At 69.5% G+C, this 22,120-nt stretch carries 28 protein-coding genes, 4 tRNA genes and 1 pseudogene; 20 read left to right on the top strand and 13 right to left on the bottom strand.

Annotated elements, in window-relative coordinates; translation table 11 throughout:
* From ASG40_RS20285 to ASG40_RS06015, 9 genes and pseudogenes are all read left to right on the top strand, one after another.
* Positions 1 to 100, top strand: a pseudogene (locus ASG40_RS20285) (EF-Tu/IF-2/RF-3 family GTPase); the annotation flags it as partial.
* A 116-nt stretch (positions 101 to 216) separates the two neighbouring features.
* Positions 217 to 636 carry a hypothetical protein gene (locus tag ASG40_RS21035; RefSeq protein ID WP_156387577.1) on the top strand — a complete coding sequence of 140 codons (420 nt, stop codon included), beginning with the start codon at positions 217 to 219 and terminating at the stop codon, positions 634 to 636.
* 19 nt (positions 637 to 655) lie between these two features.
* Positions 656 to 732, top strand: a tRNA-Trp gene (locus tag ASG40_RS06045).
* 219 nt (positions 733 to 951) lie between these two features.
* Positions 952 to 1,254: a preprotein translocase subunit SecE gene (secE, locus tag ASG40_RS06040; protein ID WP_055882405.1), complete on the top strand. Its 303-nt coding sequence runs from the start codon at positions 952 to 954 to the stop codon at positions 1,252 to 1,254.
* Positions 1,255 to 1,319: 65 nt separating this feature from the next.
* Positions 1,320 to 1,853, top strand: a complete 534-nt coding sequence (gene nusG / locus ASG40_RS06035) for a transcription termination/antitermination protein NusG (RefSeq protein WP_055882402.1) — start codon at positions 1,320 to 1,322, stop codon at positions 1,851 to 1,853.
* A 212-nt stretch (positions 1,854 to 2,065) separates the two neighbouring features.
* Complete coding sequence (gene rplK / locus ASG40_RS06030; protein ID WP_055882399.1) at positions 2,066 to 2,515, top strand: 50S ribosomal protein L11; 450 nt, start codon at positions 2,066 to 2,068, stop codon at positions 2,513 to 2,515.
* A gap of 13 nt (positions 2,516 to 2,528) precedes the next feature.
* Entirely contained in the window at positions 2,529 to 3,227 is a 699-nt protein-coding gene (gene rplA, locus ASG40_RS06025) for a 50S ribosomal protein L1 (RefSeq protein ID WP_055882397.1), read from the top strand.
* 180 nt (positions 3,228 to 3,407) lie between these two features.
* Positions 3,408 to 3,484 (top strand) — tRNA-Arg (locus ASG40_RS06020).
* A 5-nt stretch (positions 3,485 to 3,489) separates the two neighbouring features.
* Positions 3,490 to 3,563: transfer RNA gene (locus ASG40_RS06015), tRNA-Gly, on the top strand.
* Positions 3,564 to 3,657: 94 nt separating this feature from the next.
* On the opposite strand, the gene ASG40_RS06010 is transcribed toward ASG40_RS06015, so the two are convergent.
* From ASG40_RS06010 to ASG40_RS06000, 3 genes are all read right to left on the bottom strand, one after another.
* The gene (locus ASG40_RS06010; RefSeq protein WP_055882394.1) at positions 3,658 to 4,926 is read right to left on the bottom strand and encodes an aminopeptidase; all 1,269 of its coding nucleotides are present in this window, start codon (positions 4,924 to 4,926) and stop codon (positions 3,658 to 3,660) included.
* Between the two features lie 129 nt (positions 4,927 to 5,055).
* Entirely contained in the window at positions 5,056 to 5,349 is a 294-nt protein-coding gene (locus ASG40_RS06005) for a DUF2218 domain-containing protein (RefSeq protein ID WP_055882391.1), read from the bottom strand.
* A 241-nt stretch (positions 5,350 to 5,590) separates the two neighbouring features.
* A complete protein-coding gene (locus ASG40_RS06000) occupies positions 5,591 to 7,066 on the bottom strand; it encodes an FAD-binding oxidoreductase (protein ID WP_055882388.1) in 1,476 nt (491 codons plus the stop codon).
* A gap of 163 nt (positions 7,067 to 7,229) precedes the next feature.
* Here ASG40_RS06000 and ASG40_RS05995 point away from each other — a divergent pair, with 163 nt between their 5' ends.
* The 3 genes from ASG40_RS05995 (at position 7,230) to ASG40_RS05985 (ending at position 8,624) form a co-directional block, all read left to right on the top strand.
* Positions 7,230 to 7,928, top strand: a complete 699-nt coding sequence (locus tag ASG40_RS05995; RefSeq protein WP_055882384.1) for a fumarylacetoacetate hydrolase family protein — start codon at positions 7,230 to 7,232, stop codon at positions 7,926 to 7,928.
* A 7-nt stretch (positions 7,929 to 7,935) separates the two neighbouring features.
* Positions 7,936 to 8,412, top strand: a complete 477-nt coding sequence (locus tag ASG40_RS05990; RefSeq protein ID WP_055882381.1) for an NUDIX domain-containing protein — start codon at positions 7,936 to 7,938, stop codon at positions 8,410 to 8,412.
* A 137-nt stretch (positions 8,413 to 8,549) separates the two neighbouring features.
* Positions 8,550 to 8,624: transfer RNA gene (locus ASG40_RS05985), tRNA-Gly, on the top strand.
* 128 nt (positions 8,625 to 8,752) lie between these two features.
* Here ASG40_RS05985 and ASG40_RS05980 read toward each other — a convergent pair.
* The 6 genes from ASG40_RS05980 to ASG40_RS05955 form a co-directional block, all read right to left on the bottom strand.
* Positions 8,753 to 8,938 (bottom strand): hypothetical protein, encoded by a 186-nt coding sequence (locus ASG40_RS05980; protein ID WP_055882378.1) that lies wholly within the window; start codon positions 8,936 to 8,938, stop codon positions 8,753 to 8,755.
* 266 nt (positions 8,939 to 9,204) lie between these two features.
* On the bottom strand, positions 9,205 to 9,486 hold the full coding sequence (locus tag ASG40_RS05975; protein WP_055882375.1) for a hypothetical protein: 282 nt from the start codon (positions 9,484 to 9,486) through the stop codon (positions 9,205 to 9,207).
* A gap of 178 nt (positions 9,487 to 9,664) precedes the next feature.
* Positions 9,665 to 10,036, bottom strand: a complete 372-nt coding sequence (locus tag ASG40_RS05970; protein WP_244475613.1) for a CBS domain-containing protein — start codon at positions 10,034 to 10,036, stop codon at positions 9,665 to 9,667.
* Positions 10,037 to 10,326: 290 nt separating this feature from the next.
* Complete coding sequence (locus ASG40_RS05965; RefSeq protein WP_055882370.1) at positions 10,327 to 11,532, bottom strand: HPP family protein; 1,206 nt, start codon at positions 11,530 to 11,532, stop codon at positions 10,327 to 10,329.
* Positions 11,533 to 11,739: 207 nt separating this feature from the next.
* Positions 11,740 to 12,990 carry a formyl-CoA transferase gene (frc, locus tag ASG40_RS05960; protein ID WP_055882368.1) on the bottom strand — a complete coding sequence of 417 codons (1,251 nt, stop codon included), beginning with the start codon at positions 12,988 to 12,990 and terminating at the stop codon, positions 11,740 to 11,742.
* Between the two features lie 117 nt (positions 12,991 to 13,107).
* Entirely contained in the window at positions 13,108 to 13,536 is a 429-nt protein-coding gene (locus ASG40_RS05955) for a PAS domain-containing protein (RefSeq protein WP_055882364.1), read from the bottom strand.
* A 266-nt stretch (positions 13,537 to 13,802) separates the two neighbouring features.
* Here ASG40_RS05955 and ASG40_RS05950 point away from each other — a divergent pair, with 266 nt between their 5' ends.
* From ASG40_RS05950 to ASG40_RS05930, 5 genes are all read left to right on the top strand, one after another.
* Entirely contained in the window at positions 13,803 to 14,246 is a 444-nt protein-coding gene (locus ASG40_RS05950; protein WP_055882360.1) for an OsmC family protein, read from the top strand.
* Between the two features lie 41 nt (positions 14,247 to 14,287).
* Positions 14,288 to 14,665: a hypothetical protein gene (locus ASG40_RS05945; protein WP_055882356.1), complete on the top strand. Its 378-nt coding sequence runs from the start codon at positions 14,288 to 14,290 to the stop codon at positions 14,663 to 14,665.
* Between the two features lie 7 nt (positions 14,666 to 14,672).
* Entirely contained in the window at positions 14,673 to 15,371 is a 699-nt protein-coding gene (locus ASG40_RS05940) for an alpha/beta hydrolase (protein ID WP_055882353.1), read from the top strand.
* A 79-nt stretch (positions 15,372 to 15,450) separates the two neighbouring features.
* Positions 15,451 to 15,666 (top strand): hypothetical protein, encoded by a 216-nt coding sequence (locus ASG40_RS05935; RefSeq protein WP_055882350.1) that lies wholly within the window; start codon positions 15,451 to 15,453, stop codon positions 15,664 to 15,666.
* 15 nt (positions 15,667 to 15,681) lie between these two features.
* Positions 15,682 to 15,900, top strand: coding sequence for an alkylphosphonate utilization protein (locus ASG40_RS05930; protein ID WP_055882346.1), 219 nt, complete (start codon positions 15,682 to 15,684; stop codon positions 15,898 to 15,900).
* 63 nt (positions 15,901 to 15,963) lie between these two features.
* Here ASG40_RS05930 and ASG40_RS05925 read toward each other — a convergent pair whose 3' ends face one another.
* Positions 15,964 to 16,221, bottom strand: coding sequence for a hypothetical protein (locus tag ASG40_RS05925; RefSeq protein WP_055882343.1), 258 nt, complete (start codon positions 16,219 to 16,221; stop codon positions 15,964 to 15,966).
* 284 nt (positions 16,222 to 16,505) lie between these two features.
* On the opposite strand from ASG40_RS05925, the gene ASG40_RS05920 reads away from it, so the two are divergent.
* From ASG40_RS05920 to ASG40_RS05910, 3 genes are all read left to right on the top strand, one after another.
* Positions 16,506 to 18,314, top strand: a complete 1,809-nt coding sequence (locus ASG40_RS05920) for an adenine deaminase C-terminal domain-containing protein (protein ID WP_055882341.1) — start codon at positions 16,506 to 16,508, stop codon at positions 18,312 to 18,314.
* Positions 18,315 to 18,491: 177 nt separating this feature from the next.
* Complete coding sequence (locus tag ASG40_RS05915; protein WP_055882337.1) at positions 18,492 to 18,677, top strand: hypothetical protein; 186 nt, start codon at positions 18,492 to 18,494, stop codon at positions 18,675 to 18,677.
* Between the two features lie 144 nt (positions 18,678 to 18,821).
* Positions 18,822 to 19,343 carry a hypothetical protein gene (locus ASG40_RS05910; protein WP_082523923.1) on the top strand — a complete coding sequence of 174 codons (522 nt, stop codon included), beginning with the start codon at positions 18,822 to 18,824 and terminating at the stop codon, positions 19,341 to 19,343.
* Between the two features lie 58 nt (positions 19,344 to 19,401).
* Here ASG40_RS05910 and ASG40_RS05905 read toward each other — a convergent pair whose 3' ends face one another.
* The 3 genes from ASG40_RS05905 to ASG40_RS05895 are packed head-to-tail and all read right to left on the bottom strand — an operon-like array spanning position 19,402 to position 21,961.
* Positions 19,402 to 20,178, bottom strand: a complete 777-nt coding sequence (locus ASG40_RS05905; protein WP_055882334.1) for an ABC transporter ATP-binding protein — start codon at positions 20,176 to 20,178, stop codon at positions 19,402 to 19,404.
* A complete protein-coding gene (locus ASG40_RS05900; RefSeq protein WP_055882331.1) occupies positions 20,175 to 20,927 on the bottom strand; it encodes an ABC transporter permease in 753 nt (250 codons plus the stop codon). The genes ASG40_RS05905 and ASG40_RS05900 overlap by 4 nt, the downstream gene beginning before the upstream one ends.
* Positions 20,928 to 20,932: 5 nt before the next feature.
* A complete protein-coding gene (locus tag ASG40_RS05895; protein WP_055882328.1) occupies positions 20,933 to 21,961 on the bottom strand; it encodes an ABC transporter substrate-binding protein in 1,029 nt (342 codons plus the stop codon).
* Positions 21,962 to 22,120 lie beyond the last annotated feature (159 nt).

Raw genomic sequence — 22,120 nt, 5'->3', positions numbered from 1 at the left:
CCTGATCGTGCCGGTGGCCATGGAAGAGAAGCTGCGCTTCGCCATCCGCGAGGGCGGTCGCACCGTCGGCGCCGGCGTCGTCGCCGCCATCAACGACTGAGGCCGGAGCCAACCGGATCCACCTTCGGTTGTCCACGATCGCGCCGGCGACCCGCCTTGACGGGTCGCCGGCGTCGTTGTTCTCGGACCCTGGATTGCAGGCCGCGAGGCCGTCTCATGGCGTCGATCTCGTCGCGACCGGTGGCCGATGGGCCCTCCGGGCGCGTCATCCCGGCGGCAGCCTTATCGACCCTGGCAGCACCGGCGGGCGCGCAAAGCTCATCGGGCAACGCGCGCTCGTCCCAGGGTCGCGCGACCGTTCCGGCGTTTCGGAAGGACGTCCTCTCGATCCTGCGCAGCGACTTCCCAGCCGCCGCCGTCACATCGGATGACGACGATCCCGAGCACATCGTCCTCGGTCGGTTCGTGGACCTCCTCGGCAACATCCGCCGGAGCGTCGCCGGTCTGAAGGATGCACAGCGCCACGCCGCCATCCTGCGACCGTCGAGCGGATCGCCAGGCGCAAACTCGAACGCGCATGGGGCGGTGAATCTGCACGAGCGGGGCCCGGCTCCCTTGCGTCGGGCGCGATGTTGAGGCATGGAGCGTGCCGCGTAGGAGTGTAGCTCAACTGGTCAGAGCGCCGGTCTCCAAAACCGGAGGTTGCGGGTTCGAGTCCCTCCACTCCTGCCAGTTCGGCACCGTCACGTGCCGCGTCGACCACCACACGGGATGATCCGACCAGATCCCGGCTCCGGTGCGTTCGACGAACCCGCCCAGTCGACAAGCCTCTAAACTTGCGATAGAGCGGTTCCATTCCGAGAGCGATGGATGCTGCCGCTGCTGGCTCCCCCAGTGCCGTGGACGGCGCGTCCCTTCGGTCCCGGCCCGATCCCCTCTGCTGTTAGCGCCATGGCATCGAACGAAGCGACGAAGAAAATCGAGGCGGCGCGCGGCAACGTGCGTGGTCCGTCGTCTCCGACGCCCCCCCGGGCGACGCCCCCGGTGCGGCCCGCACCCAAGCGCGTCGGGCCGTTCGAGTTCTTCGGCCAGGTCCGGGACGAGGGCCGCAAGGTCACTTGGCCGAGCCGCAAGGAGACCGTCGTCACGACGATCATGGTCTTCGTGATGGTCGTCGCCGCGAGCCTGTTCTTCACGGCGGTGGATCAGGTTCTGCGCTACCTCGTGACCCTGATCCTCGGGGTCGGGGCCTAACGCATTCCTCGGCCCGTCCGGCGCTTGGTGCCCGGGCCGACCGACGTCAGGATTTGGTGAGAACCGTGTCGAAGCGCTGGTACATCGTCCACGCCTACTCGAATTTCGAGAACAAGGTCGCGCAGTCCATCAAGGACCAGGCGGCCCAGCGTGGCCTGCTCGAGCTGTTCGACGAGGTGATGGTGCCGACCGAGAAGGTCGTGGAGGTTCGCCGCGGCCGCAAGGTCGATGCCGAGCGCAAGTTCTTCCCCGGCTACGTCCTCGTGAAATGCGACCTCACCGACGAGGTCTACCACCTCATCAAGAACACCCCCAAGGTCACCGGCTTCCTCGGTGCCGACAAGTCGAAGCCGGTGCCGATCCCCGACGCCGAGGCCGAGCGGATCAAGGGCCAGGTCGCCGAAGGCGTCGATCGGCCCAAGCCCTCGATCTCTTTCGAGATCGGCGAGATCGTCCGCGTCGCCGACGGTCCCTTTGCCTCCTTCAACGGTACCGTCGAGGAAATCGACGAGAGCCGCTCGCGCCTCAAGGTCGCCGTCTCGATCTTCGGTCGCGCCACTCCGGTGGAACTGGAATACGCCCAGGTCGAGAAGGCCTGATCGTAAGGAGCGAATAGGGAGTAGCGAATAGCGAATAGGGACGGCCGCGCGCCCTCTACTCGCTACTCGCCATTCGCTACTCGCCCCATCACACGCGGGAGGTCCGCCCGGTTCGCCGCCGGGGTCCACGGTCCGCACCGCGACCTGCAACCGTCCGAACCGACCGTGCTCCAGGCAGCCGGGCGGCGGACATTTCTTTGGGAGCAGTCCCCATGGCGAAGAAGATCACGGGTTACGTGAAGCTTCAGGTCCCGGCCGGCGCCGCCAATCCGTCGCCGCCGATCGGTCCCGCGCTCGGTCAGCGCGGTCTCAACATCATGGAATTCTGCAAGGCCTTCAATGCGAAGACCGCGCAGATCGAGAAGGGCACGCCGATCCCGGTCGTGATCACGGCCTACCAGGACCGCAGCTTCACCTTCGAGATGAAGCAGCCGCCGGTCACCTTCTTCCTCAAGAAGGCCGCCGGCCTGAAGATCGGCAAGAAGCCGGCCTCCGGCTCCAAGACCCCGGGCAAGGGCCCGACGGTGGGCAAGGTCTCCGAAGCCCAGCTTCGCGAGATCGCCGAGAAGAAGATGCCCGACCTGAACTGCGACTCGGTTGATGCCGCCGTCGCGATGATCCGTGGCTCCGCGCGAGCCATGGGCCTCGACATCGTCGCCTGAGGGGGAGGGTACCATGGCACACGAAGGCAAGCGTATCCGCGCCGCCCGCGAGGGCATCGACGCGCTGAAGCTCTACACCATCGACGAAGCGATCAAGCTCGTGAAGGACAAGGCCAGCGCCAAGTTCGACGAGACCGTCGAGGTCTCGATGAACCTCGGCGTCGACCCGCGTCACGCCGACCAAATGGTCCGCGGCGTCTGCAACCTCCCCAACGGCTCCGGCCGGACGGTGCGGGTGGCGGTGTTCGCCCGCGGCGCCAAGGCCGATGACGCCCGCGCCGCCGGCGCCGACATCGTCGGAGCGGAGGATCTTCTCGAGATCGTCCAGAGCGGCAAGATCGAGTTCGACCGCTGCATCGCGACCCCGGACATGATGCCCCTCGTCGGGCGCCTCGGTAAGGTGCTGGGCCCGCGCGGCCTGATGCCGAACCCGAAGGTCGGCACCGTCACCATGGACGTCAAGGGTGCCGTCGCCGGCGCCAAGGGCGGCTCGGTGGAGTTCCGCGTCGAGAAGGCCGGTATCGTGCACGCCGGCATCGGCAAGGTCTCGTTCGATGCCGACAAGCTCGTCGAGAACATCAAGGCGTTCGCGGATGCCGTGGCCAAGGCGAAGCCCGCCGGCGCCAAGGGCACCTACATCCAGCGCGTCGCCGTGACCTCCTCGATGGGCCCCGGCGTCAAGGTCGAGCCGGCGAGCGTGCTCGGCGCCTGACCGGGACCCGCGTCCCGGTACGCCGGGATCGCCGTCCGAGACTTCGTGAACGCCCGGCCCTGCGGCCGGGCGTTTTCGTGTGTTCCAGCCTCGAAGCGACGGGCGTCGTCGCCGTCATGGTCGACCAGGGCAATCGGCGTTGCACAGGCCCACGTCATGGGCTATGCCTGCCCCCGGTCAGCACCCGTAGCTCAGCTGGATAGAGCGTTGCCCTCCGAAGGCAAAGGTCACACGTTCGAATCGTGTCGGGTGCGCCAAAGATGCGGGTGTAGCTCAATGGTAGAGCAGCAGCCTTCCAAGCTGAATACCCGGGTTCGATTCCCGGTACCCGCTCCACCTTCGACATCCTTCAGATGAATCGGCGCTAACGCCATCGGCTTCGTCGAAGGCGACCAACACCCAGGGCTGGGCTGCGATAACGCGCCGTCCGCTAGTCGATCCACTCGCCCGCGCGCATCACCGGCACGGCGCGGCCCTCCAGGGTGAGGCCGTCGACATCGACCTCCGAGGAGCCGATCATCCAGTCGATATGGATCAGGCTGCGGTTGGCGCCGCGGGCTGCCAGATCCTCTTCGCTCATGCCTTCGCCGCCGTTGCGGAAGCACTTGCTGTAGGCTTGGCCGAGCGCAATGTGGCTGGCCGCGTTCTCGTCGTAGAGGGTGTTGTAGAACAGGAGGCCGGAGGCCGAGATCGCGGAGGACGCCGGCACCAGGGCGACCTCGCCGAGCCGCCTGGCGCCCTCGTCGGTGTCGAGCACCTTGGCGAGGACGTCGCCGCCGGTGCGGGCCGAGGCTTCGACGATCCGCCCTTGCGCGAAATGCACCGTGATGCCCTCGATCAGGGTGCCCTGGTAGGACAGCGGCTTGGTACTGGTCACGAACCCGTCCACCCGCGCCTTGTGAGGCGTCGTGAAGACCTCCTCGGTGGGGATGTTGGCATTGCAGACGACGCCGTTGCGGGCGGTCGAGGCGCCGCCGCACCATTCGTGGTCGTCGGCGAGACCCACCGTCAGGTCGGTGCCAGGCCCCTTGAAGCGCAGGGCGGCGAAGCGGTGCCGGTTCAGGGTCTCGGTGCGGGCGCGCAGGGCCGCGTTGTGGGCCTCCCAGGCGGCGACCGGATCGTCACCGTCGATGCGCGAAGCGGCGAAGATCGCGTCCCACAGCTTGGCCAGGGCCATCGTATCCGGATGGTGCGGGAACACCGTCCGCGCCCAGGGCAGGGTGGCCGCCGATACGATGGTCCAGTTGATCGAGAAGTTGGCGATGAGTTCGAGGGCGGGAACGTAGGCCTTCGAGCGGGCGCGGTTGGCGCGCGACACCTTGGCCGCGTCCTGCCCCGACAGGAGCGACGGGTCGTCACCCGCGATGGCGAGCCGCGCCGCACCGTTGCGATAGGCCTCGGCCATGCCGGCGTAGAGCCAGCCCGCGGCGACGTCGAAGGCCGCGTCGGGGGCATAGGCAAAGCGTGCCAGGGTGGCGGCATCGTCGGAATAGAAGGTCGTGACGAGGGAGGCACCGGCCCTGTAGGCCTCCTCGGTGATGGCCCGCACGAGTGGTACCGTCTCCAGCGGAGCGGTGATCACCAGCTCCTGGCCGGCCCTGAGGCCCAGCCCGACGTTGACCGCTACCCGGGCCAGGCGCGCGAGGCGCTCCTCGTGGCTGAGCCCGTTCGCCACGGCAAACCCCGCTTCGTTCGTCATCGCTCAACCTTGCCGCTTGGCTTCCCCTCGACGGGGATGAAGATGGGTCCGGCGAATCGGAGGTCTTCCGAGCGCCGGCAACCACCTTTCGGTCCGATGCCCTAGAAGATCAGCGGGCCGGGCGACAGGTCAAGCAGCGCGAGACCAGCGGATCTCGCCGAGGTTCTCGCGGAAGGCGAAGCGCAGCAGGTGGTCCGAGACCACGTTCTCGAGGCGGGTCAATCCGGCCGGGTCAGGGGTCACCACCCGCATCAGCAGGGCGTCGGCTTCGGCCTCGAAGGTGCAGACCCGGTCCTCGCCGAACGGCACAGTGCCATGGGCGTCCGTCGTCTCCACGGGGAACTTGTGGCTCCAGTGCCGGCACAGCTGCTTGAGGTAGCGGGTGGCCTCGGCGGTGGGCACACGGGCCTGGGAAGTCGGCATCACGTCGTCTCCTAACGGTCAGGCCGCGATCCGGATCGGTCCGGACAACGGCGGTGCAGCGGATCCGAAAACCGGACATCCAGGGCGGGGTCACGCCTTCGAAAATGGTGTCCCGCCGGTTAACGGGGGGCTAACGGACCCGCCGCAATCCCCCGCCTTCCGCTGCAATGCATATGATAGTGTCACCCGGATTTGTGCGACGCACAATCCCTCGTCGGCGTGGAAAGTTTTTGGTCCGGCCTCAAGTCTGGGTAGAGAATGGGGCCGTCTCGGGGTGGTCCGCCGCCGAACACCCGGACGCTCCCTCGGAGGGAATGACCTTCCCGGGGTTGAGAATGCCGTTGGGGTCCAACGCCTTCTTGAGACAACGCATGAGATCCAGGCCGACGGGATCGCCGTAGCGTGCCAGTTCGCCGCGCTTGATCCGGCCGATGCCGTGCTCGGCGGCGATGGAGCCGTCCATGGCCTGCACGATGTCGTGAACGATGCGATTGAAGCGACCCCATTCGGCGAGATAGGCGGCCTTGTCCATGCCCACCGGCTGGCTGAGGTTGAAGTGGATGTTGCCGTCGCCGAAATGGCCAAAGGCGCAGACGCGCAGGCCCGGCATCGCGGCCTCGCAGGCGGCGGTGGCCTCGTCCAGGAAATCGGCGAGGCGCCCGAGCGGCACCGACACGTCGTGCTTGATCGAGCCACCCTCCCGGCCCTGCACCTCCGAGAGGTTTTCGCGCAGGGCCCAGAGCGCCTCGGCCTGCGTCCCGCTCGACGCGATGGTCGCATCGTCGACGAGCCCCTCCTCGATGGCGCCCGACAGCAACGCCGTGAGCTCGTCGTCGGGGGCGGCGTCGGGGCGCGTGGCCGAGAGTTCGATGAGCGCATAGGCGGCGTGCTCGCCGTCGAGGGGCCGGCGGGCGCCCGCCAGGTGCTTGAGCACGATCTCGAGCCCGAACCGGGGAATGTATTCGAAGGCGGTCAGGTCAGCCCCGGCTGCGCCCCGCAGGCGCTCGAACAGGGCGAGGGCCGCCTGCGGCGACGCGAGGCCGACGAAGGCGACCGCCCTCGCATGCGGCTTCGGGAACAGCTTGAGGACCGCGGCGGTGACGATGCCCAACGTTCCCTCGGAGCCCACGAAGAGGTGCTTGAGGTCGTAGCCGGCGTTGTTCTTGCGCAGGGCCTTGAGCCCGTTCCAGACCCTGCCGTCGGCCAGCACCACCTCGAGCCCGAGGGTCAGGTCGCGGGTGTTGCCGTAGGCGAGCACGGCGGTGCCGCCGGCGTTGGTGGCGAGGTTGCCGCCGATCCTGCACGACCCCTCCGAGGCGAGCGAGAGCGGGAACAGCAGCCCTGCGCCGTCGGCGGCGGCCTGCACGTCGGCCAGCGTCACCCCGGCCTCCACCGTGATCGTGGAGCCGACGGGATCGAGGGCCCGGACCCGGTCGAGCCGCACCAGCGACAGCACGATGCCGCCCTCCGGCACGCCACCGCCGACGAGGCCGGTGTTGCCCCCCTGCGCCACCACCGGCACCCGCGCCTCGGCGCAGGCCGCGACGACGAAGGCGACCTCGGCGGTATCGGCAGGGCGCACCACGGCGAGGGCGTGGCCCCGGTAGAGCCCCCGCGACTCGACCATGGCCGGGGCCATGGTGTCTGCCTCGGTGAGGACGTGGCGGCCTCCCAGTCGCTCGGACAGGGTCGCCAGCAGCGTCGCGGGTGAAGTCATGGGCTTTTTTCCGTCTCCGGAGCGGGATCGACCGGTTACGAAGACCGGCGCTGACGCCTCGATGCGCGAGGCCTATGATAGCCGGATGGCCGTGCCTTTGCAGGCGGGCCGATCATCCCATCCGGTCGCGGATCGCCGCGATCTCCCGCCGTGAGGCCATCCCATGCTGTCCGTCATCCCCAACCCGCCTCGGGTGGTCCTGCCGATCGTCGGCAGCGACGACCTCTTTCCGGTGCGCCGGGTCTATTGCATCGGCCGCAACTACGCTGCGCACGCCCGCGAAATGGGGTCCGACCCCGACCGCGAGCCGCCGTTCTTCTTCATGAAGCCGGCCGACACCCTGCAGGTGGTCTCGCCCGGGGCGACCGCCGAGCATCCCTATCCGCCGCGCACCGACAACTACCATTTCGAGGTGGAGCTGGTGGCGGCCCTGGGGGAGGGCGGCAGCGACATCCCGGCGGAGCGGGCGCTGGCCCATGTCTACGGCTACGCCATCGGCCTCGACATGACCCGGCGCGACCTCCAGGACGACGCCAAGAAACTGGCGCGCCCCTGGGACCTCGGCAAGGCCTCCGACCTGTCGGCACCGATCGGCCCGCTGCACCGGGCCGAGGCGGTCGGGCATCCCTCGGCCGGGGCGATCACCCTCGATCTCGACGGCCAGCGGCGCCAGACCGGCGACCTCTCCGACATGATCTGGTCGCTGCCCGAGCAGATCGCTCTGCTCTCCACCTATTTCGCCCTGGCGCCGGGCGATCTCGTCTTCACGGGCACGCCCTCCGGCGTCGGCCCGGTCTCGCGCGGCCAGACCATGACGGCGGCCGTGGCGGGGCTGGGCGCCATCAGCCTCGTCGTGACCTGAGCGCCCGGTGCCCCCGCTCCTCGATCGTCCCCTCTTTCGGAGGCTGTTCCACCTCGGTGCCCTCGTCCAGCGCGGCATGACGCTGGGGGTCCGCGGTGCGGCCATCGACGACCGGGGCCGCGTCTGCCTCGTTCGCCACACCTACGTCTCCGGCTGGCACCTGCCGGGCGGGGGCATCGAGCCCGGCGAGGACGCGCCCACCGCCATGGCACGGGAGTTCCGGGAGGAGGCGGAGATCGCAGTGGACCCGGCCGTGCCCCTGCGGCTGCACGGCTTCCACCACAACCGCGCCAGCGCCGGCCGCGACCACGTCGCGCTCTTCGTGGCGCCGGTCTTCACCGTCCTGAGGGACAAGGCGCCGGACCGGGAGATCGCCGCCTGCGGCTTCTTCCCGCTCGATGCCCTTCCCGCCGAGACCACCCGCGCCACCCGCGACCGTCTCGACGAGATCCGCCACGGCCTGCTTCCGGCCGCGGTCTGGTGATCGTGGGCGAAACGTCAGGAGAAAACGCGCCGGCTACGATCCGGGCGATTTCGGCGCTTGCCACGGCCGTCGGAATGGTGTTTAGAGACGCCGTCCGGGGCCGCCGGGCGACACTCTCTCGGCGGCGCGGTTTGTGAGCGGGTGTAGCTCAGGGGTAGAGCACAACCTTGCCAAGGTTGGGGTCGAGGGTTCGAATCCCTTCGCCCGCTCCAATTCATCTCGACAGTCGACAGCGATCGAAAGGCCATCTTCGGATGGCCTTTGTCGTTTCCGGTGGTGCTCGTGACGGCCAGGGGCTCGCCGACGCCCGCGCGGGGCCGCCGAGGACGAACCCGGGCGACTACGTGTCCATCAGGATGCTGGCGGCCCAGAAGCCGAGACCGCTGACGACGATGACGCCCGCGAGGGAAAGGGACTTGCTCTTCGCCGGGCCGTCGACTGCGCGCCGCGCCCTCAGAGCCAGGAGCAAGCCTCCGACGATCAGGAGGAAACCGTACAGCACCAACGTGTTGTAGGAAGACGACATCGTATCGCTCTCAAAGTGATCGCCGGGACGAGGGGGCCTCGCCGCGCAGAGGGGCCCATGCCCGCGTCAGGATCGGCCGCCTCCCCGAAACGCCGGCTGTCGTCTCCGCAAGACTGCAGCCCTCGTGGCGCCGAGGCGGCACCCCTCGCCGGATCCACCGATGCCGACCAGCACGCGGTCTCGCATTCAGGAACGACGTGGCGGACGCGGCTTCGCGCGTTCCTGTCCGGGGACGGACACGGCGGCGCCTTCCCCGTGCGCAGGTCTCAAGCGGCGCTGGTGGCGCCAAGCGTTTCGAGGCGAAGCTGGTAATCGCTTCCCCACCGTTCCTCAGCCTTGGCGTACCACTCGGTGTCGAAGACCAGCTCGCTGTCCGCGCGGTCCTTCCAGATGCAGACCACGAGGAGCCTGGAATCCTGAACCTTGACGTGGCGGCTCACCAGGCCCTGCGTGATGCCCACGGTCGGGCACATGTCGATGCTCGACTGTTCGTAGCTGTCGGCGTCGTTGTACGTGACCGGACATTCGAGGATCGTCAGATAGCTCATCGCTGGGCATCCCTTTTCTGGCGGCACGTCTTCGGCAGCACGTTTTGGCGGCATGTCTTTGGCGGCGCGTCGCGCGCGGACCCGGCGGCGCTCCGCTCTCTCGCAAGCCTATGCATGAATTAAGTCGACCAGCCCGAAAGGACAACGGCGTCGGTGGGAAGCGCCATCGCATGGCAGGTCATGCCGGGCCGGGATCCGGGCACGGCGCCGCGACGCAGTCCCAGATGCTCTGCACGGACTTGAGTGCGAAACCGTCCATGATCGCGATCTGGTCGGTCCGATGCGTGCAGAACTGGGCCAACCGCTCGGCGCGCGGCATCGTCACGTCCACGGACACGAAATCGGTCTTGGTGATCATCCAGACCAGTCCGTCGAGGATTTCGAGGCCGCCGGTCGCCATCGCCCGGAAGATGTCGCGCTCGGTGACGATCCCGACGATGGACCCGTCCTCCGGGCGCCCCCCGTCGATCACGACGATGGCATCGACATCGGGCTGCGCCAGGAGCGAGACCGCGTCCCGCACCGAGCGATCCATGCGCAGGTAACGCATGCGAGGTGCCGCACCGCCGGCCGGTAGGCTCGCACCCACGATGTCCGCCTCCCGTTCTTCTTTTTGGTCGAGAAAAGACTGGTATACCAGGTATCGCCTGTCAATCCTCGGGGTGGCGTTATTTCTCCGGTCGCCGTGAAGTCGGCACGGGCTGCGACCGAAGGCCCGACGAGCCGTGATGGTGCCCGACCGTCGATCGATCCCGCGTTACGCCCGAGACGGCATTATGCTGCAATGCAGCGATCGTCGCCGAAGGCTCGGCCGCGAGCCCTTCTGCCGGACCCGTCGGGTCAGGCCCCGGCGTAGGCCGGCATGGCGACGGGCGCGTCCTCGGCGCTCGCGGGGCGGGCCCGCTGGCCGGCGTCGGCGAGCAGTTCGGTGACGAGGTCGGTCTGGGAGACGATCCCGACGAGCCTCCCGTCCGCGCCGACCACGGGCAGGTGGTGGAGGCCACCCTGCGACATCCACAGCACGAGGTCCGAGACCGGCGTCTCCATCCGCGCCGTCCTGACCGGGGCGGTCATGATGTCCTCGACGCAGCCGTGGGGCGCTCGGCCCCGCATCAGCGTCAGGCGGATCCGGCGCGCGAGGCCGAGCCGCGGTCCGGCACGCTCCCACACGGCCTTGTCGAGGAGGTCCGTCTGCGTGACGATGCCGAGGATGCGCGCGGCCTCGTCCGTCACCGGCAGCGCCTTGACGTGGTGGCGGCGCAGGAGGTCGAGGGCCTCGGCCAGGGGCGCTTCGGGCGCCACCCCGATCACGTCCCGGGTCATCAGGTCGGCGCAGGTGGCCTGGCCGGGCCGGCGCCGGTGCGCCAGGATCTGGGCGCGCAGCAGGATCGCCTCCAGGTCGGCGCGGCCGACATCGAGCAGCCGGTCGTAGTCCCTGAGGACCGCGTCGAGGTCGGCGGCGGTGATGCCGGCGCGGCCCGAGGGCGATGCGGCGGTGGCGGCCTGGACGCGCGGAGCCTTGGCCGGGCCCTGAGGATAGGCACGGCCGGTAAGGTTGTTGAACAGGAGCGCGACGGTCAGGAGCAGAAGCGAGTTCGCGCCCACCGGCCACAGCACGAAGCCGTAGCCGAGGTCGTGGATCTGCTGGCCGCCGAGCACCGCGGTGAGGGCCACGGCGCCGCTGGGCGGATGCAGGCAACGCAGGGCCATCATCACCGCGATGGCGCAGCCGATCGCCAGGGCCGCGGCCAGGGTCGGATCGGATACGGTCCGGGCGGCGGTCACGCCCACCAACGCGGCGACGAGGTTGCCGCCCAGGATCGACCACGGCTGGGCGAGCGGGCTCGACGGGACAGCGAACAGCAGAACGGCCGAGGCGCCCATCGGCGCGATCAGGGCCGGCAGCGCCGTTCCGGGCCCGAGCGCCGCCCGGCTCGCCAGTCCGGTCACGAGGATGCCGACGAGGGCGCCGGCGGCCGAGCGGATCCGTTCGCGCCGGCTCAGCGGGCTCGCATCCGGGATGAGGTGGCGCAGGAACGGGTGCATCGGCGGGATGGACCTCGGTTGTCTGGGCGGGGTGTCGATTCGGCGTCCGGCCGCGCAGCGACGACGGCGGCCATGCGCGACAGTTGCAGAAACTACGACGGCGCGCCTCGGTAAAGGCGCGCCGCGTCAATCGTCTCGTGCGATCAGGCCTGTCCGCCGGCCGGGCCGGCGGCCCGGCGGCGTAGAGCCCTCAGCCTCGCAGCGGCCTCAGACGGCGTGCTCCTGGTGAAGCATCTCGATCTGCTGCTCGGTGTAGCCGAGGTCGCGCAGGACCTCGTCGGTGTGCTCGCCCAAGAGCGGCGAGGCCTTGATGTCGACCTTCATGTCCGAGAACTTGATCGGGCTGCCAACGGTTAGGTACGAGCCGAGCTTGGGGTGCTGGACCTCGACCACCGTGCCGCTGGCGCGCAGGGACGGGTCCACCGAGAGCTCCTTCATCGACAGCACCGGCGAGCACGGGATGTCGAACTTGCGCAGGATGTCGACCGCCTCGAACTTGGTCTTGTCGGCCAGCCACTCCTCGATCGTGCCGAAGATGTCCATGATCTTGTCCTGGCGGGCACGGGCGGTGTTGTAGGCCGGATCCTTCTCCCACTCCGGCTTGCCGATCGCCTTGCAGATCGGCGCCCAGGCATGGCCCTGGATGGTGAAGTAGATGTAGGCGTTCGGGTCGGTCTCCCAGCCCTTGCACTTGAGCACCCAGCCCGGCTGTCCGCCGCCGCCGGCGTTGCCGCCGCGCGGCACCACGTCCGAGAACTCGCCGTGGGGGTACTGGGGATACTCCTCGAGGTAGCCCAGCGCGTCGAGGCGCTGCTGGTCGCGCAGCTTCACGCGGCAGAGGTTGAGCACGGAGTCCTGCATCGACACGGCGACCTTCTGGCCCTTGCCGGTCTTGTTCTTCTGGTGGAGCGCGGTGAGGATGCCGATGGCCAGGTGCATGCCGGTGTTGGAATCACCGAGTGCGGCGGCGCTGACGGTGGGCGGGCCGTCCCAGAAACCGGTGGTGGAGGCGGCGCCACCGGCGCACTGCGCCACGTTCTCGTAGACCTTGAGGTCCTCGTAATGGTGGCCGTCCGAGAACCCCTTCACCGAAGCGAGGATCATGCCCGGGTTGAGCTCCTGGATGCGGGCCCACGAGAAGCCCATGCGGTCGAGCGCGCCGGGACCGAAGTTCTCGACCATCACGTCGGAGTCCTTGATCAGCTTCTCCAGGACTTCCTTGCCCTGGGCCGTCTTGGTGTCGAGGGTCAACGAACGCTTGTTCGAGTTGAGCATCGTGAAATACAGGGCGTCGGCGTCCTCGACGTGCCGCAGCTGCGTGCGGGTGACATCGCCGGAACCCGGGCGCTCGACCTTGATCACGTCGGCGCCGAACCAGGCCAGCAACTGCGTGCAGGCCGGACCCGCCTGGACGTGGGTGAAATCGATGATCTTGATCCCTTCGAGCGGCTGGGTCATGTCGGCGTTCTCCCTGTCAATTCTGTTCGGGTCGGTCGGTTGGTGTCGCGCCCGGTTCGGTCCGGGTCGTGATGTTGGCCGAGGATCGGCGGATGGGCCGGCCTCGCCCGGATGGTCTCAGGCGACGCGGGCTTCGAGCTCGGCCAGGCGCTGGCGCATCTGGCGTTCGTCGGTCCAGCGCTTGGTCTCGTCGCGGATGATCGCGGCGATCCCGGTGACGGCCCCGTCGGGGCCGTGCAGCATCCCGACCGTGAAGGCGATCGAGAGGGTGTGTCCGTCCTTGTGCAGGGCGGGAACCCGCAGGACGTCGGCGCCGTAGCGGGTGACGCCGGTCCGCATGGTCTTGGCGTAGCCGTCCCAGTGGCGCTGGCGTTGGCGCTCCGGGGTGATGAGGTCGAGGGACCGACCGATCGCCTCCTCCGGGGTGAACCCGAAGATGCGCTCGGCGGCGGGGTTCCAGACGACGATGGCCCCGTCCGCATCCGACACCACGACGGCGTCGCCCGTCGCCGTCACCAGTTGTTCGAAGTCGATCGCCTGTGCCATGGCCTCGCCCGACGCGTCCTTATCGGTCGAGGGTCGCTGCGGACGGCGGGGAAGGCCGTCTTCCGGGACGATGAAAACAGATGCCGATGGTCAGCATGCGTGTCGTCTCCTCCAGTTGCCGGGCCATGACCGTCGCTGCCGGCACATCGTCGCCGCGTTGATTGTCATGTCCTTCCGTTGCTGGTATTTGGTATGCCAGCAATGACGGGTTGTCAACCGAGACCGATGTCGGGAACGGCCCGTCTGACCCATCGAGGAGCGCCCGGATGGCGGACGGCCCCAGGATCAGGATCAAGCAGATCGACGGCTATCGCTTCATGGTCGATTTCGGCGAGGCGCATCCCGGCCTGCTCGTGGACGAGGCCGAGCCGTTCGGCGGCGGGCACGGTCCGTTCCCCGAGCAGATCATGGTCGCGGGCGTCACCAACTGCCTGTGCGCCAGCCTGATGTTCGCCTCGGGCAAATTCGGGCAGGACCTCAATGGAATCGAGGCCGAGGCCGAGTGCCGGATGGAGCGCAACGCCGAGGGACGGCTGCGGATCGCCGGGATCGCCGTGACGATCCGGCTCGGCGCCACCGCCGAGGCGGTCCCGCGGATCGGCAAGGTCCTGGAACAGTTCGAACGGTTCTGCACCGTGTCCGAGAGCGTGAAGGCCGGCATCCCCGTCAGCGTCGCGGTGGACGACGCCGCCGGCCAGCGGCTCAAGTGACCATTTCGCCGACGTCATTCCCGACATCCCAGGACCGACAGATGAGCACCACCGACCGTTCGCCGGCGCAGGCCCCCGAGGACTTGGCGCGGCTCTTCAACGAGCGCGCCAACGCGGGCGACGTCGAGGGGCTGGTGGCACTCTACGAGCCCGGCGCTCTGCTCGCCGCCGGCGCGGTCGTGGCCACCGGCCACGACGAGATCCGGCGCTTCTACACCGACCTCCTGTCGCGGCGCTCGCATTTCCCGAGCGCGGAGGCCCTGCCGGCCCTGCGCAACGGACCGATCGCCATGACCTTCGCGCGGCTTCCCAACGGGACCCTCTCGGTGGAGACGGCCCGCGAGCAGGAGGGGGGCGGCTGGCGATGGGTGATCGATCAGTTGAAGATCAAGCCGATGCCGGGCGGCGACAAGGCGTGAGGGCCGCATGATCGCGCCGACGCTCACCGGACGCCTCACCTTCGTCCACCGGCTCCCGACAGAGCCGGCGCTGCCCCCGGGGCGCCATGCCCTCGGCCTGTTCGAGACGCGGGACGCCGTCCTGGTGGTCCCGCCCGGCGTCGATCCGCGCCGACCGACGCCCCTGGTGGTGCTGTTCCACGGCGGCGGCGGCAGCGCGGAGAAGATCCTGCCGATGCTCGAGGCCCACGCCCTGGCGAACGGCTTCCTGCTGCTGGCGCCGCAATCCCTGTTCCCGACCTGGGACCTGGTGATCGGCGGCCACGGCCCCGACCGCGAGCGGCTCGACACGGCGCTGGCCGCAGTGGCGTCGCGCTACCTGCTCGATCCGACCCGCCTAGCCTTCGCCGGTCATTCGGACGGCGGCAGCTACGCCCTGTCGATGGGGCTGGCCAACGGCGATCTGGTGACCCGGCTCGTCGCCTCCTCGGCGGGCTTCCTTTCGGTCCATCTCCAGATGGGCGCGCCGCGCATCTTCCTCTCCCACGGCACCCAGGACACCCAGATCCCGATCGATCGCAGCGCCCGCTTCCACAAGTCCAAGCTGGAACAGGCGGGCTACGACCTCACCTACGTCGAATACGACGGGCCGCATGCCTACGATCCCGCCGTCGTCGAGAAGGCCGTGATCTTCCTGCTCGCCGACGGGGCGGACGCCGTGCCATAGCAGCGGGATCGTCGGCCTTCGCGGGCCGGACACGAGCATGCCGCAGGCACAGCGGCGACGCATTCAAAACGGGTACTCCATGACATCCGACGAGGTCGCCGACATGAAGCGGGCACGCGCCAGCCTCGCCCGCCAGCGCAGCGCGCTCGCCAAGCGCATCGGATCCAGCGAGTTGGCGGCCGCCTCGGCCGCCGAGGATTTCATGCGGATCCTGCTCGCCATCGAGGCGGTGGACCGAGCCCTGGCGGAGGCCGGTCGCCCCTACATGTCGCCGCAGACCGAAGCCGACCTGTGAGCGAGGAGACCCTGTGTGAGTGAAGAGACCCGGGACGCCAACGGCACCCGCCTCGCCGAGGGCGATTCCGTCACGCTGATCAAGGACCTCAAGGTGAAAGGCACCTCGACGACCCTGAAGCGCGGCACCCTCGTCAAGGGCATCCGCCTCACCGGCAACGTCGCCGAAATCGAAGGCAGCACCGACAAGGTGAAGGGTCTCGTCCTGCGCGCCGAGTTCCTGAAGAAGGCCTGAGGGGATCGTCCAAGGTCCGTGTCGTCGCTTCGCGATCCCGCTCGACGCGCGTCGGAGACGCGATCAGTCGTCGGAGACGGCGGTCGGCGCCCGGGGCGGCGAGCGCGTCAGGCTCCTGATCTCACGCTTGGGCCGGCCGGACTTCTCGGCGATAACCCGGTCCTGCTCCTCGATGATCTCGCGGGCCGGCTCGTCGCCGTCGAGTCCGCCGAGGATCTCCATCGGCACCCGCCGGTTGGAGGCGCGGGACTCGTCTTCGTACAGAACGTCGAACAGGACGGAGCCCCGCTCCTGCGGCTTGGATTTCGTGCGTTTGGCCATGGCGGATACTCGGACGATACGTGTGGAGAATGAGGAGAAACGCCGACGGCCACGGATGTCGGGCGGGGGGTGCGCGTACATCCGGCGTCACCCGATGCCACCCGGTCTCGTGGCCGTCACCGATCGAGCGACTGTGGTCGCGATCGGCATAGCAGGCAGATGGTGACGGCGCGCCGATTTTGCAATTCCATGCGGCGTTTCGCTGGCCGGCGTTGCCGTTCTGCGACGCCGCGCATGGCACGATGCGTGCGCCATCCGCGACGTCACCAGACCCGGGAGTCCCGATGACCCGACCACGCGCGCTGACCCGATTCTCCGTGGAGCCCCTGAGCCGGATGACGCGGCGGCTCGCCGACGTCGCGGCGGGCCGCGCGGACCCGGACCTGGTCATCACCGGCGCGCGGCTTCTCTCCACCTATTCCGAGCGCATCCTGCCCGACCGCGAGGTCTGGATCGCCGGTGGGCGCATCGCCGCCGTGCATCCCGCCGGGAGCCACCGCGGGGCCGCCCCGCGCCGGGATGTGGCCGGCGGCCTCCTGGCGCCGGGCCTCGTCGATCCGCACCTGCACATCGAGAGCAGCATGGTGACGGCCTGCGCCTACGCCGAGGCGGCCCTCCTCAACGGCACCACCACGATCGTCTGCGACAGCCACGAGATCGGCAACGTTTGCGATGCCGACGGGATCGCCTGGATGCTGGAGGACGCCCGCGAGGCCTCGCTCAACATCTACCTCACGGTGCCGAGTACGGTGCCGGCGACCTCGGCCGAGCTCGAGACCGCCGGGGGCGACCTCACGGCGGCCAAGATCGCGGCCCTGTTCGACGCCTGGCCCGAGGCGGTCGGGCTCGGCGAGAAGATGGATTTCGTGGCGGTCGCCGAGGGCGACGCGCGGGCGCACGCCATCATCGCCGCCGCGCTGGAGCGGGGACGGCCGGTCTCGGGCCACATCTACGGGCGCAGCTTCGTCGCGCCCTATGCGGCCAGCGGCGTCACCGACACCCACGAGGCCATCGACCAGGACATCGCCGACGACCTCCTGGAGGCCGGTCTCTGGATCTTCCTGCGCGGCGGCCCGCCGACGACCCCCTGGCACAGCCTGCCCGAGGCGATCGGCACGATCACCGCGCTCAAGGCGGCGGCCAAGCGCGTCTGCGTCTGCACCGACGACCGCGACGCGCAGGACCTCCTCGCCTTCGGGCTCGACTGGGTGGTGCGCGAGGCGGTGCGCATGGGGATATCCCCGGTCCAGGCCTGGTCGATGGGCTCGCTCCACCCGGCCACCCGTTACGGCCTCGACGGCGAGATCGGAGGGTTCGGCGGCGGGCGCCGGGCCGACCTCGTGCTCCTCGACGACGACCTCGTTCCGCAATCGACCTGGTACGGCGGGGAATGCGTGGTCGAGAACCGCCGGATCACGCCCGTCCTCGACGAGGCCCTGTCGCGGCCCTACCGCTATCCGGCGCCCGCCTATGCGACGATCCACCTGCCCGATCCGCTGCCGAGCCTCGTCCCCGCACTGCCGGCGGCGCCCTGCCTCGTCAACGCCATCCGCACGACCCTGCCGGGCATCGAGCTCGTCCACGAGCGCTTCACGCTGCAGCCCGGACCCGACTGGGCGTCGACCCTCGCTCAGAACGACTGCACCTTCGTCACCGTGATCGAGCGTCACGGCGGCGCCGGCAACGTGGCGCACGGGCTCCTGCGCGCCTTCGGGCTGAAGGCGGGCGCGGTGGCGAGCAGCGTCGGCCACGATTCGCACAATCTCATCGTCGCCGGCCTCGACGAAGCCGACATGCGCCTCGCCCTCGACACGGTGACCGCGACTCAGGGCGGCGTCTGCGTGGTGGCCGGCGGCAGGGTCGTCGCCTCGGTGCCGCTGCCGGTGGCGGGGCTCCTGTCCGACAAGAGGGTCGGGATCGTGGCCGAGGAGGTGCGGGTGCTCAAGGAGGCCTGGCAGGCGGCTGGCTGCAGCATTCCCTACATGGGCTTCAACCTCATCCCGCTTTCGGTCATCCCGGAGATCCGCATCACCGACAAGGGCCTCGTGCTGGTGCCCGGCATGCGGATCGTGCCGCTGTTCGAGGCGGCCTGAGCCCGTCCGGCCGGCGTGGCGGGAATTTCGCGGCGGGGACCTGCGTCGTTTTCGGGCGTGGCGCGTTGATGGGGCCGAGACCGGCCGTCGCCGGAAGGACCATCGATCTTAGGGAATCGGGTATGCGGGGCGGGCGAGCCGCACGCAGCGCGGGTCCCGCCTGCCGGAACCGACCCCATGCGCAACCTCCTTCTCCTGATCATCATCGCCGTCGCCGGCTTCGTCCTGGTGGCCATGTATGTCGCCCCGACCCAGCCCGGGCTGCGGACCTGGTACCTCCAGAACGCCTGCGTCCACCTCGACAAGGTCTCGCCGCAGATCTGCGCCCCGGCGCGCGAAGCCGAGGGCGCGCAGCGCACCTGAGAGGCGCGGCCAAGACCTCCAGAACGGGCCTACGACCCGGGCGCGCGAACCGGCGCGTCCGTGCTATCGCTTCGCCGTCTCGCCACCCCAGGGGCGGACGGAACAGGCGGCACCGGCGCCAGCGACCTCGGGAGGACCACGATCGTGCATTTCAAGACAGCCGCCTTTGCATTCGCGGCGACGCTTCTCGGACCGGCCCTCGGCGGCTACGCCCCGGCCTCGGCCCAGCTCGATACCCAGAACCTGGTTCCCTGCGCGCAGGACGGCGAGGTCTGCCGGATGCCGCATCCCACCAACGTCTATTACGGCATCAAGGGCAAGACGAACGGCCGCCCGTTCCCTCAGGGTGGAACGGTGCCCTGCAACGTCGGCTCCTTCGGCGATCCGGCGCCGGGCGTCGCCAACAAGATGTGCTGGTACGCGCCGAAGGTCGCCGAGGGTCGCCGGGGCGCGCGTGATCGTGGCGACGACGGCGACGGGTATCGCAGCCGCGACCGCGACGACCGCGGCGGCGATTATCGCGACCGGCGCGACAGGGACGACGAGCGTCCGCGCGCGCGCTCCTATGACGACGAGCCGCGCCGCCGGTACGACGACGAGCCGCGCCGTCGCTCCTACGAGGACGACGATCGTCCGCGCCGGCAGCGTCGCGACTTGGACGACTGACGGATCCTCGACCGCGGCCGGGTGATCGTCTCGCCCGATCGCGGTCTTCGACGGTGGATCAGAGTTCGGCCGACCGGCCCGACAACTCCGCCCGCAGTTGGCGGGCGGCTTCGAGCAGCGCGCCGTCGCGGCGGCGGCGCGGACGCGGTACGGCGATGGTCATGTCGGCCGCGACCCGGCCGGGCGAGCCGGCGAGCACCACCACCCGGTCGGCGAGTGTCACCGCCTCGTCGATGTCGTGGGTGACGAACAGGATGGTCTTGGCCGTCCGCGCCTGGATGCGCTGCAGTTCCTCCTGTAGGCCCTCGCGGGTGAAGCTGTCGAGCGCCGAGAATGGCTCGTCCATGAGGAGCACGTCGGGGTCGACGGCGAGCGCCCGGGCGATGGCCACCCGCTGGCGCTGGCCGCCGGAGAGCTGGTGCGGCCAGCGGTCGGCGAAATCGGACAATCCGACCAGGGCCAGCATCTCGCGCGCCTTCTCCAGACGCTGAGCGCCCGACAGGCCGGAGCCCTCGAGGCCGAAGGCGACGTTGGCCGCCACCCGCCGCCACGGCAGCAGCCGGGCGTCCTGGAACACCAGCGCCATCGGCGTGCGGCAGTCGGGCCGGGTGTCGAGGCGGACGCTGCCACCGCTGGGGCGGGCGAGACCGATCAGCACCCGCAGGACCGTGGACTTGCCGACCCCGGACTCGCCGACGATGACCACGAACTCGCCGCGCCGGACCGTGAGGTCGAGACCTTCGAGGATGACGTTGCGCCGGCCCTCGCGCTCGTAGGCGAGGCTCAGGGACGTGATGGTGACGATGGCGTCGGCGGTGATGGCGTTAACGGTCATGGGCGCCACCGCAGCAGCCAGCCCTGCAGGGCGACGAAGGCGGTGTCGAACAGGCCGTAGAGGCCGGCCATGGTGAGCATGTAGACGACCACGATGTCGGTGGAGAGGAGGCTGGAGGCCTGCATCATGCGCGCACCAACGCCGGGCACGCCGAAGATCTCGGCGGCCACCACCGCCATCCAGGCCTGGCCGAGCGCGGTGCGCAGGCCGACGAGGATGCCCGGTGTGGCGGCCGGCAGCACGATCTTGGTGAGCCGCGACAACGGAGACCGGAAACCGAAGGCCTGCGCCACCTCGATGAGGTCGCGGTCGACCCCGCGCACCGCGCCTTGCGTCGCGAAGAACACGATCCAGAACACGCCGATGGCGATGATGAACACCGCCGCTTCCGGCTGTACCCCGAACCAGATGATCGCGAAGGGGACCCAGGCGAGGCCGGGGATCGGCCGCAGCAGCCGCACCACCCAGGCGGTGGCGGCCTCGACGCCGCGCGACATCCCCACCAGGATGCCGAGCGCCACCCCGGCGGCGGCGCCGACGCCGAGGCCGGCGACGTAGTGGCTGAGGCTCGAGACCACCGCCTCCGACCAGACCCCGAGCCGGATCTCCTTGAGGAAGGCGGCCGGAATCGTGCTCGGCGGCGGCAGGAAGGCGGGGTTGATGAGGCCCAGCCGCGGCATCGCTTCCCAGAACGCCAGGAAGGCGAGGAGGCCGGCGGCCGCCAGCAGCGTCGGGGTGAGGCGGGCCATCGGCGTCAGCGGGCGACCGCCTTCTCGTAGTAGCGCGCATCGAACAGCCCCTCGGTGGGGATGTCCTTCTCAAGCGTCCCGATCGAGACCTGATAGGCCTGCATCGCCTTCGTCGCGTCGACGATCGCGCGCGGATCGGCGGTGAACTTCGCCGCCGGCGAGGTGATCGCCTTCTGGATGGTGGCGAGATCGGTGATGCCCTTGCCGAGGGCGGCCTCCACCGGTACCGCGGCACGGGCGGGGTCGGACTTCAGGAGGTCGGTGGCCTTGACCAGGGCCTTCACCAGCCCCTCGATGGCGGCGGGATTCTTGTCGGCGAAGGCGCCGTAGACCCCGACCACCGTACCGGGCTGGTTGGGGAACATCTCGCCGCCGGTGGCGACGAGGGTGATCGCCGGGTTGCGGTTCTGGACGATGGTGAGCGCCGGCTCGCGCAGGGCGGCTCCGTCGACGGCACCGGCCAGCATCGCCTGCTGGGTGGCGTCGATGCCCATCGGCACCACCTCGGCATCCGATTTCGCCGCCTTGGCGACCTGCCAGAGCCAATGCTGAAGGGTGGTGTGCGGCACCGAGCCCGGCGGCTGCGTGGCCAGCCGGGCGGCCCGGCCCTCCTTGGCCTTGAACTGCGCGAAGGCCTGCGCCTTGTCGGCGTTTCCAGCGAAATACGGGGCGAGCTTGGGGCCGGCCACGACCACCATCTCCTCGATGGCCGTGGCGGCCACCACCCGCACGTCGATGCCCTTGGTACGGGCCACCGCCAGCGGCGCGATGCCGGCGACGTAGACGTCGATGGTGCCCGAGGCCAGCGCCTGGATCATGTTGGGGCCGGATTCGAAAGTGGTGAAGGTCGGCTTCAAGCCGGCCTCCTTCAACCAGCCCTCGCCGTCGGCCACGAAGATCGGCGCCGCGCCGACGATGGGGATGACGCCGATGCGTACCGGGATCGGCGCCGTCTGGGCACTGGCCGGCGCGGCGAGCAGAAGCCCGGCAAAGGCGGTCAGGATCGTCGCGAGGACGGGGAGGGCAGGGCGCATCGGGAAGTCCGGCTTTCGAGGCGAGGTCGAGGCGAGGCAAGGTTGGGCGAGGCTGGCCCGCGAAGGACCGAGCCCGGCCATGCCACAGCCGGGGGATTCCTCAAACACCCGCGTGCGTCCGGCTCGGCTTGGGACGATCGATCGGGAAGGGCCTTCTCC

The organism is Methylobacterium sp. Leaf399 (genome assembly GCF_001424525.1).
GTDB lineage: Bacteria > Pseudomonadota > Alphaproteobacteria > Rhizobiales > Beijerinckiaceae > Methylobacterium.
The sequence above is the reverse complement of the archived record's forward strand: the minus strand, read 5'-3'. Positions and strand labels throughout refer to the sequence as shown.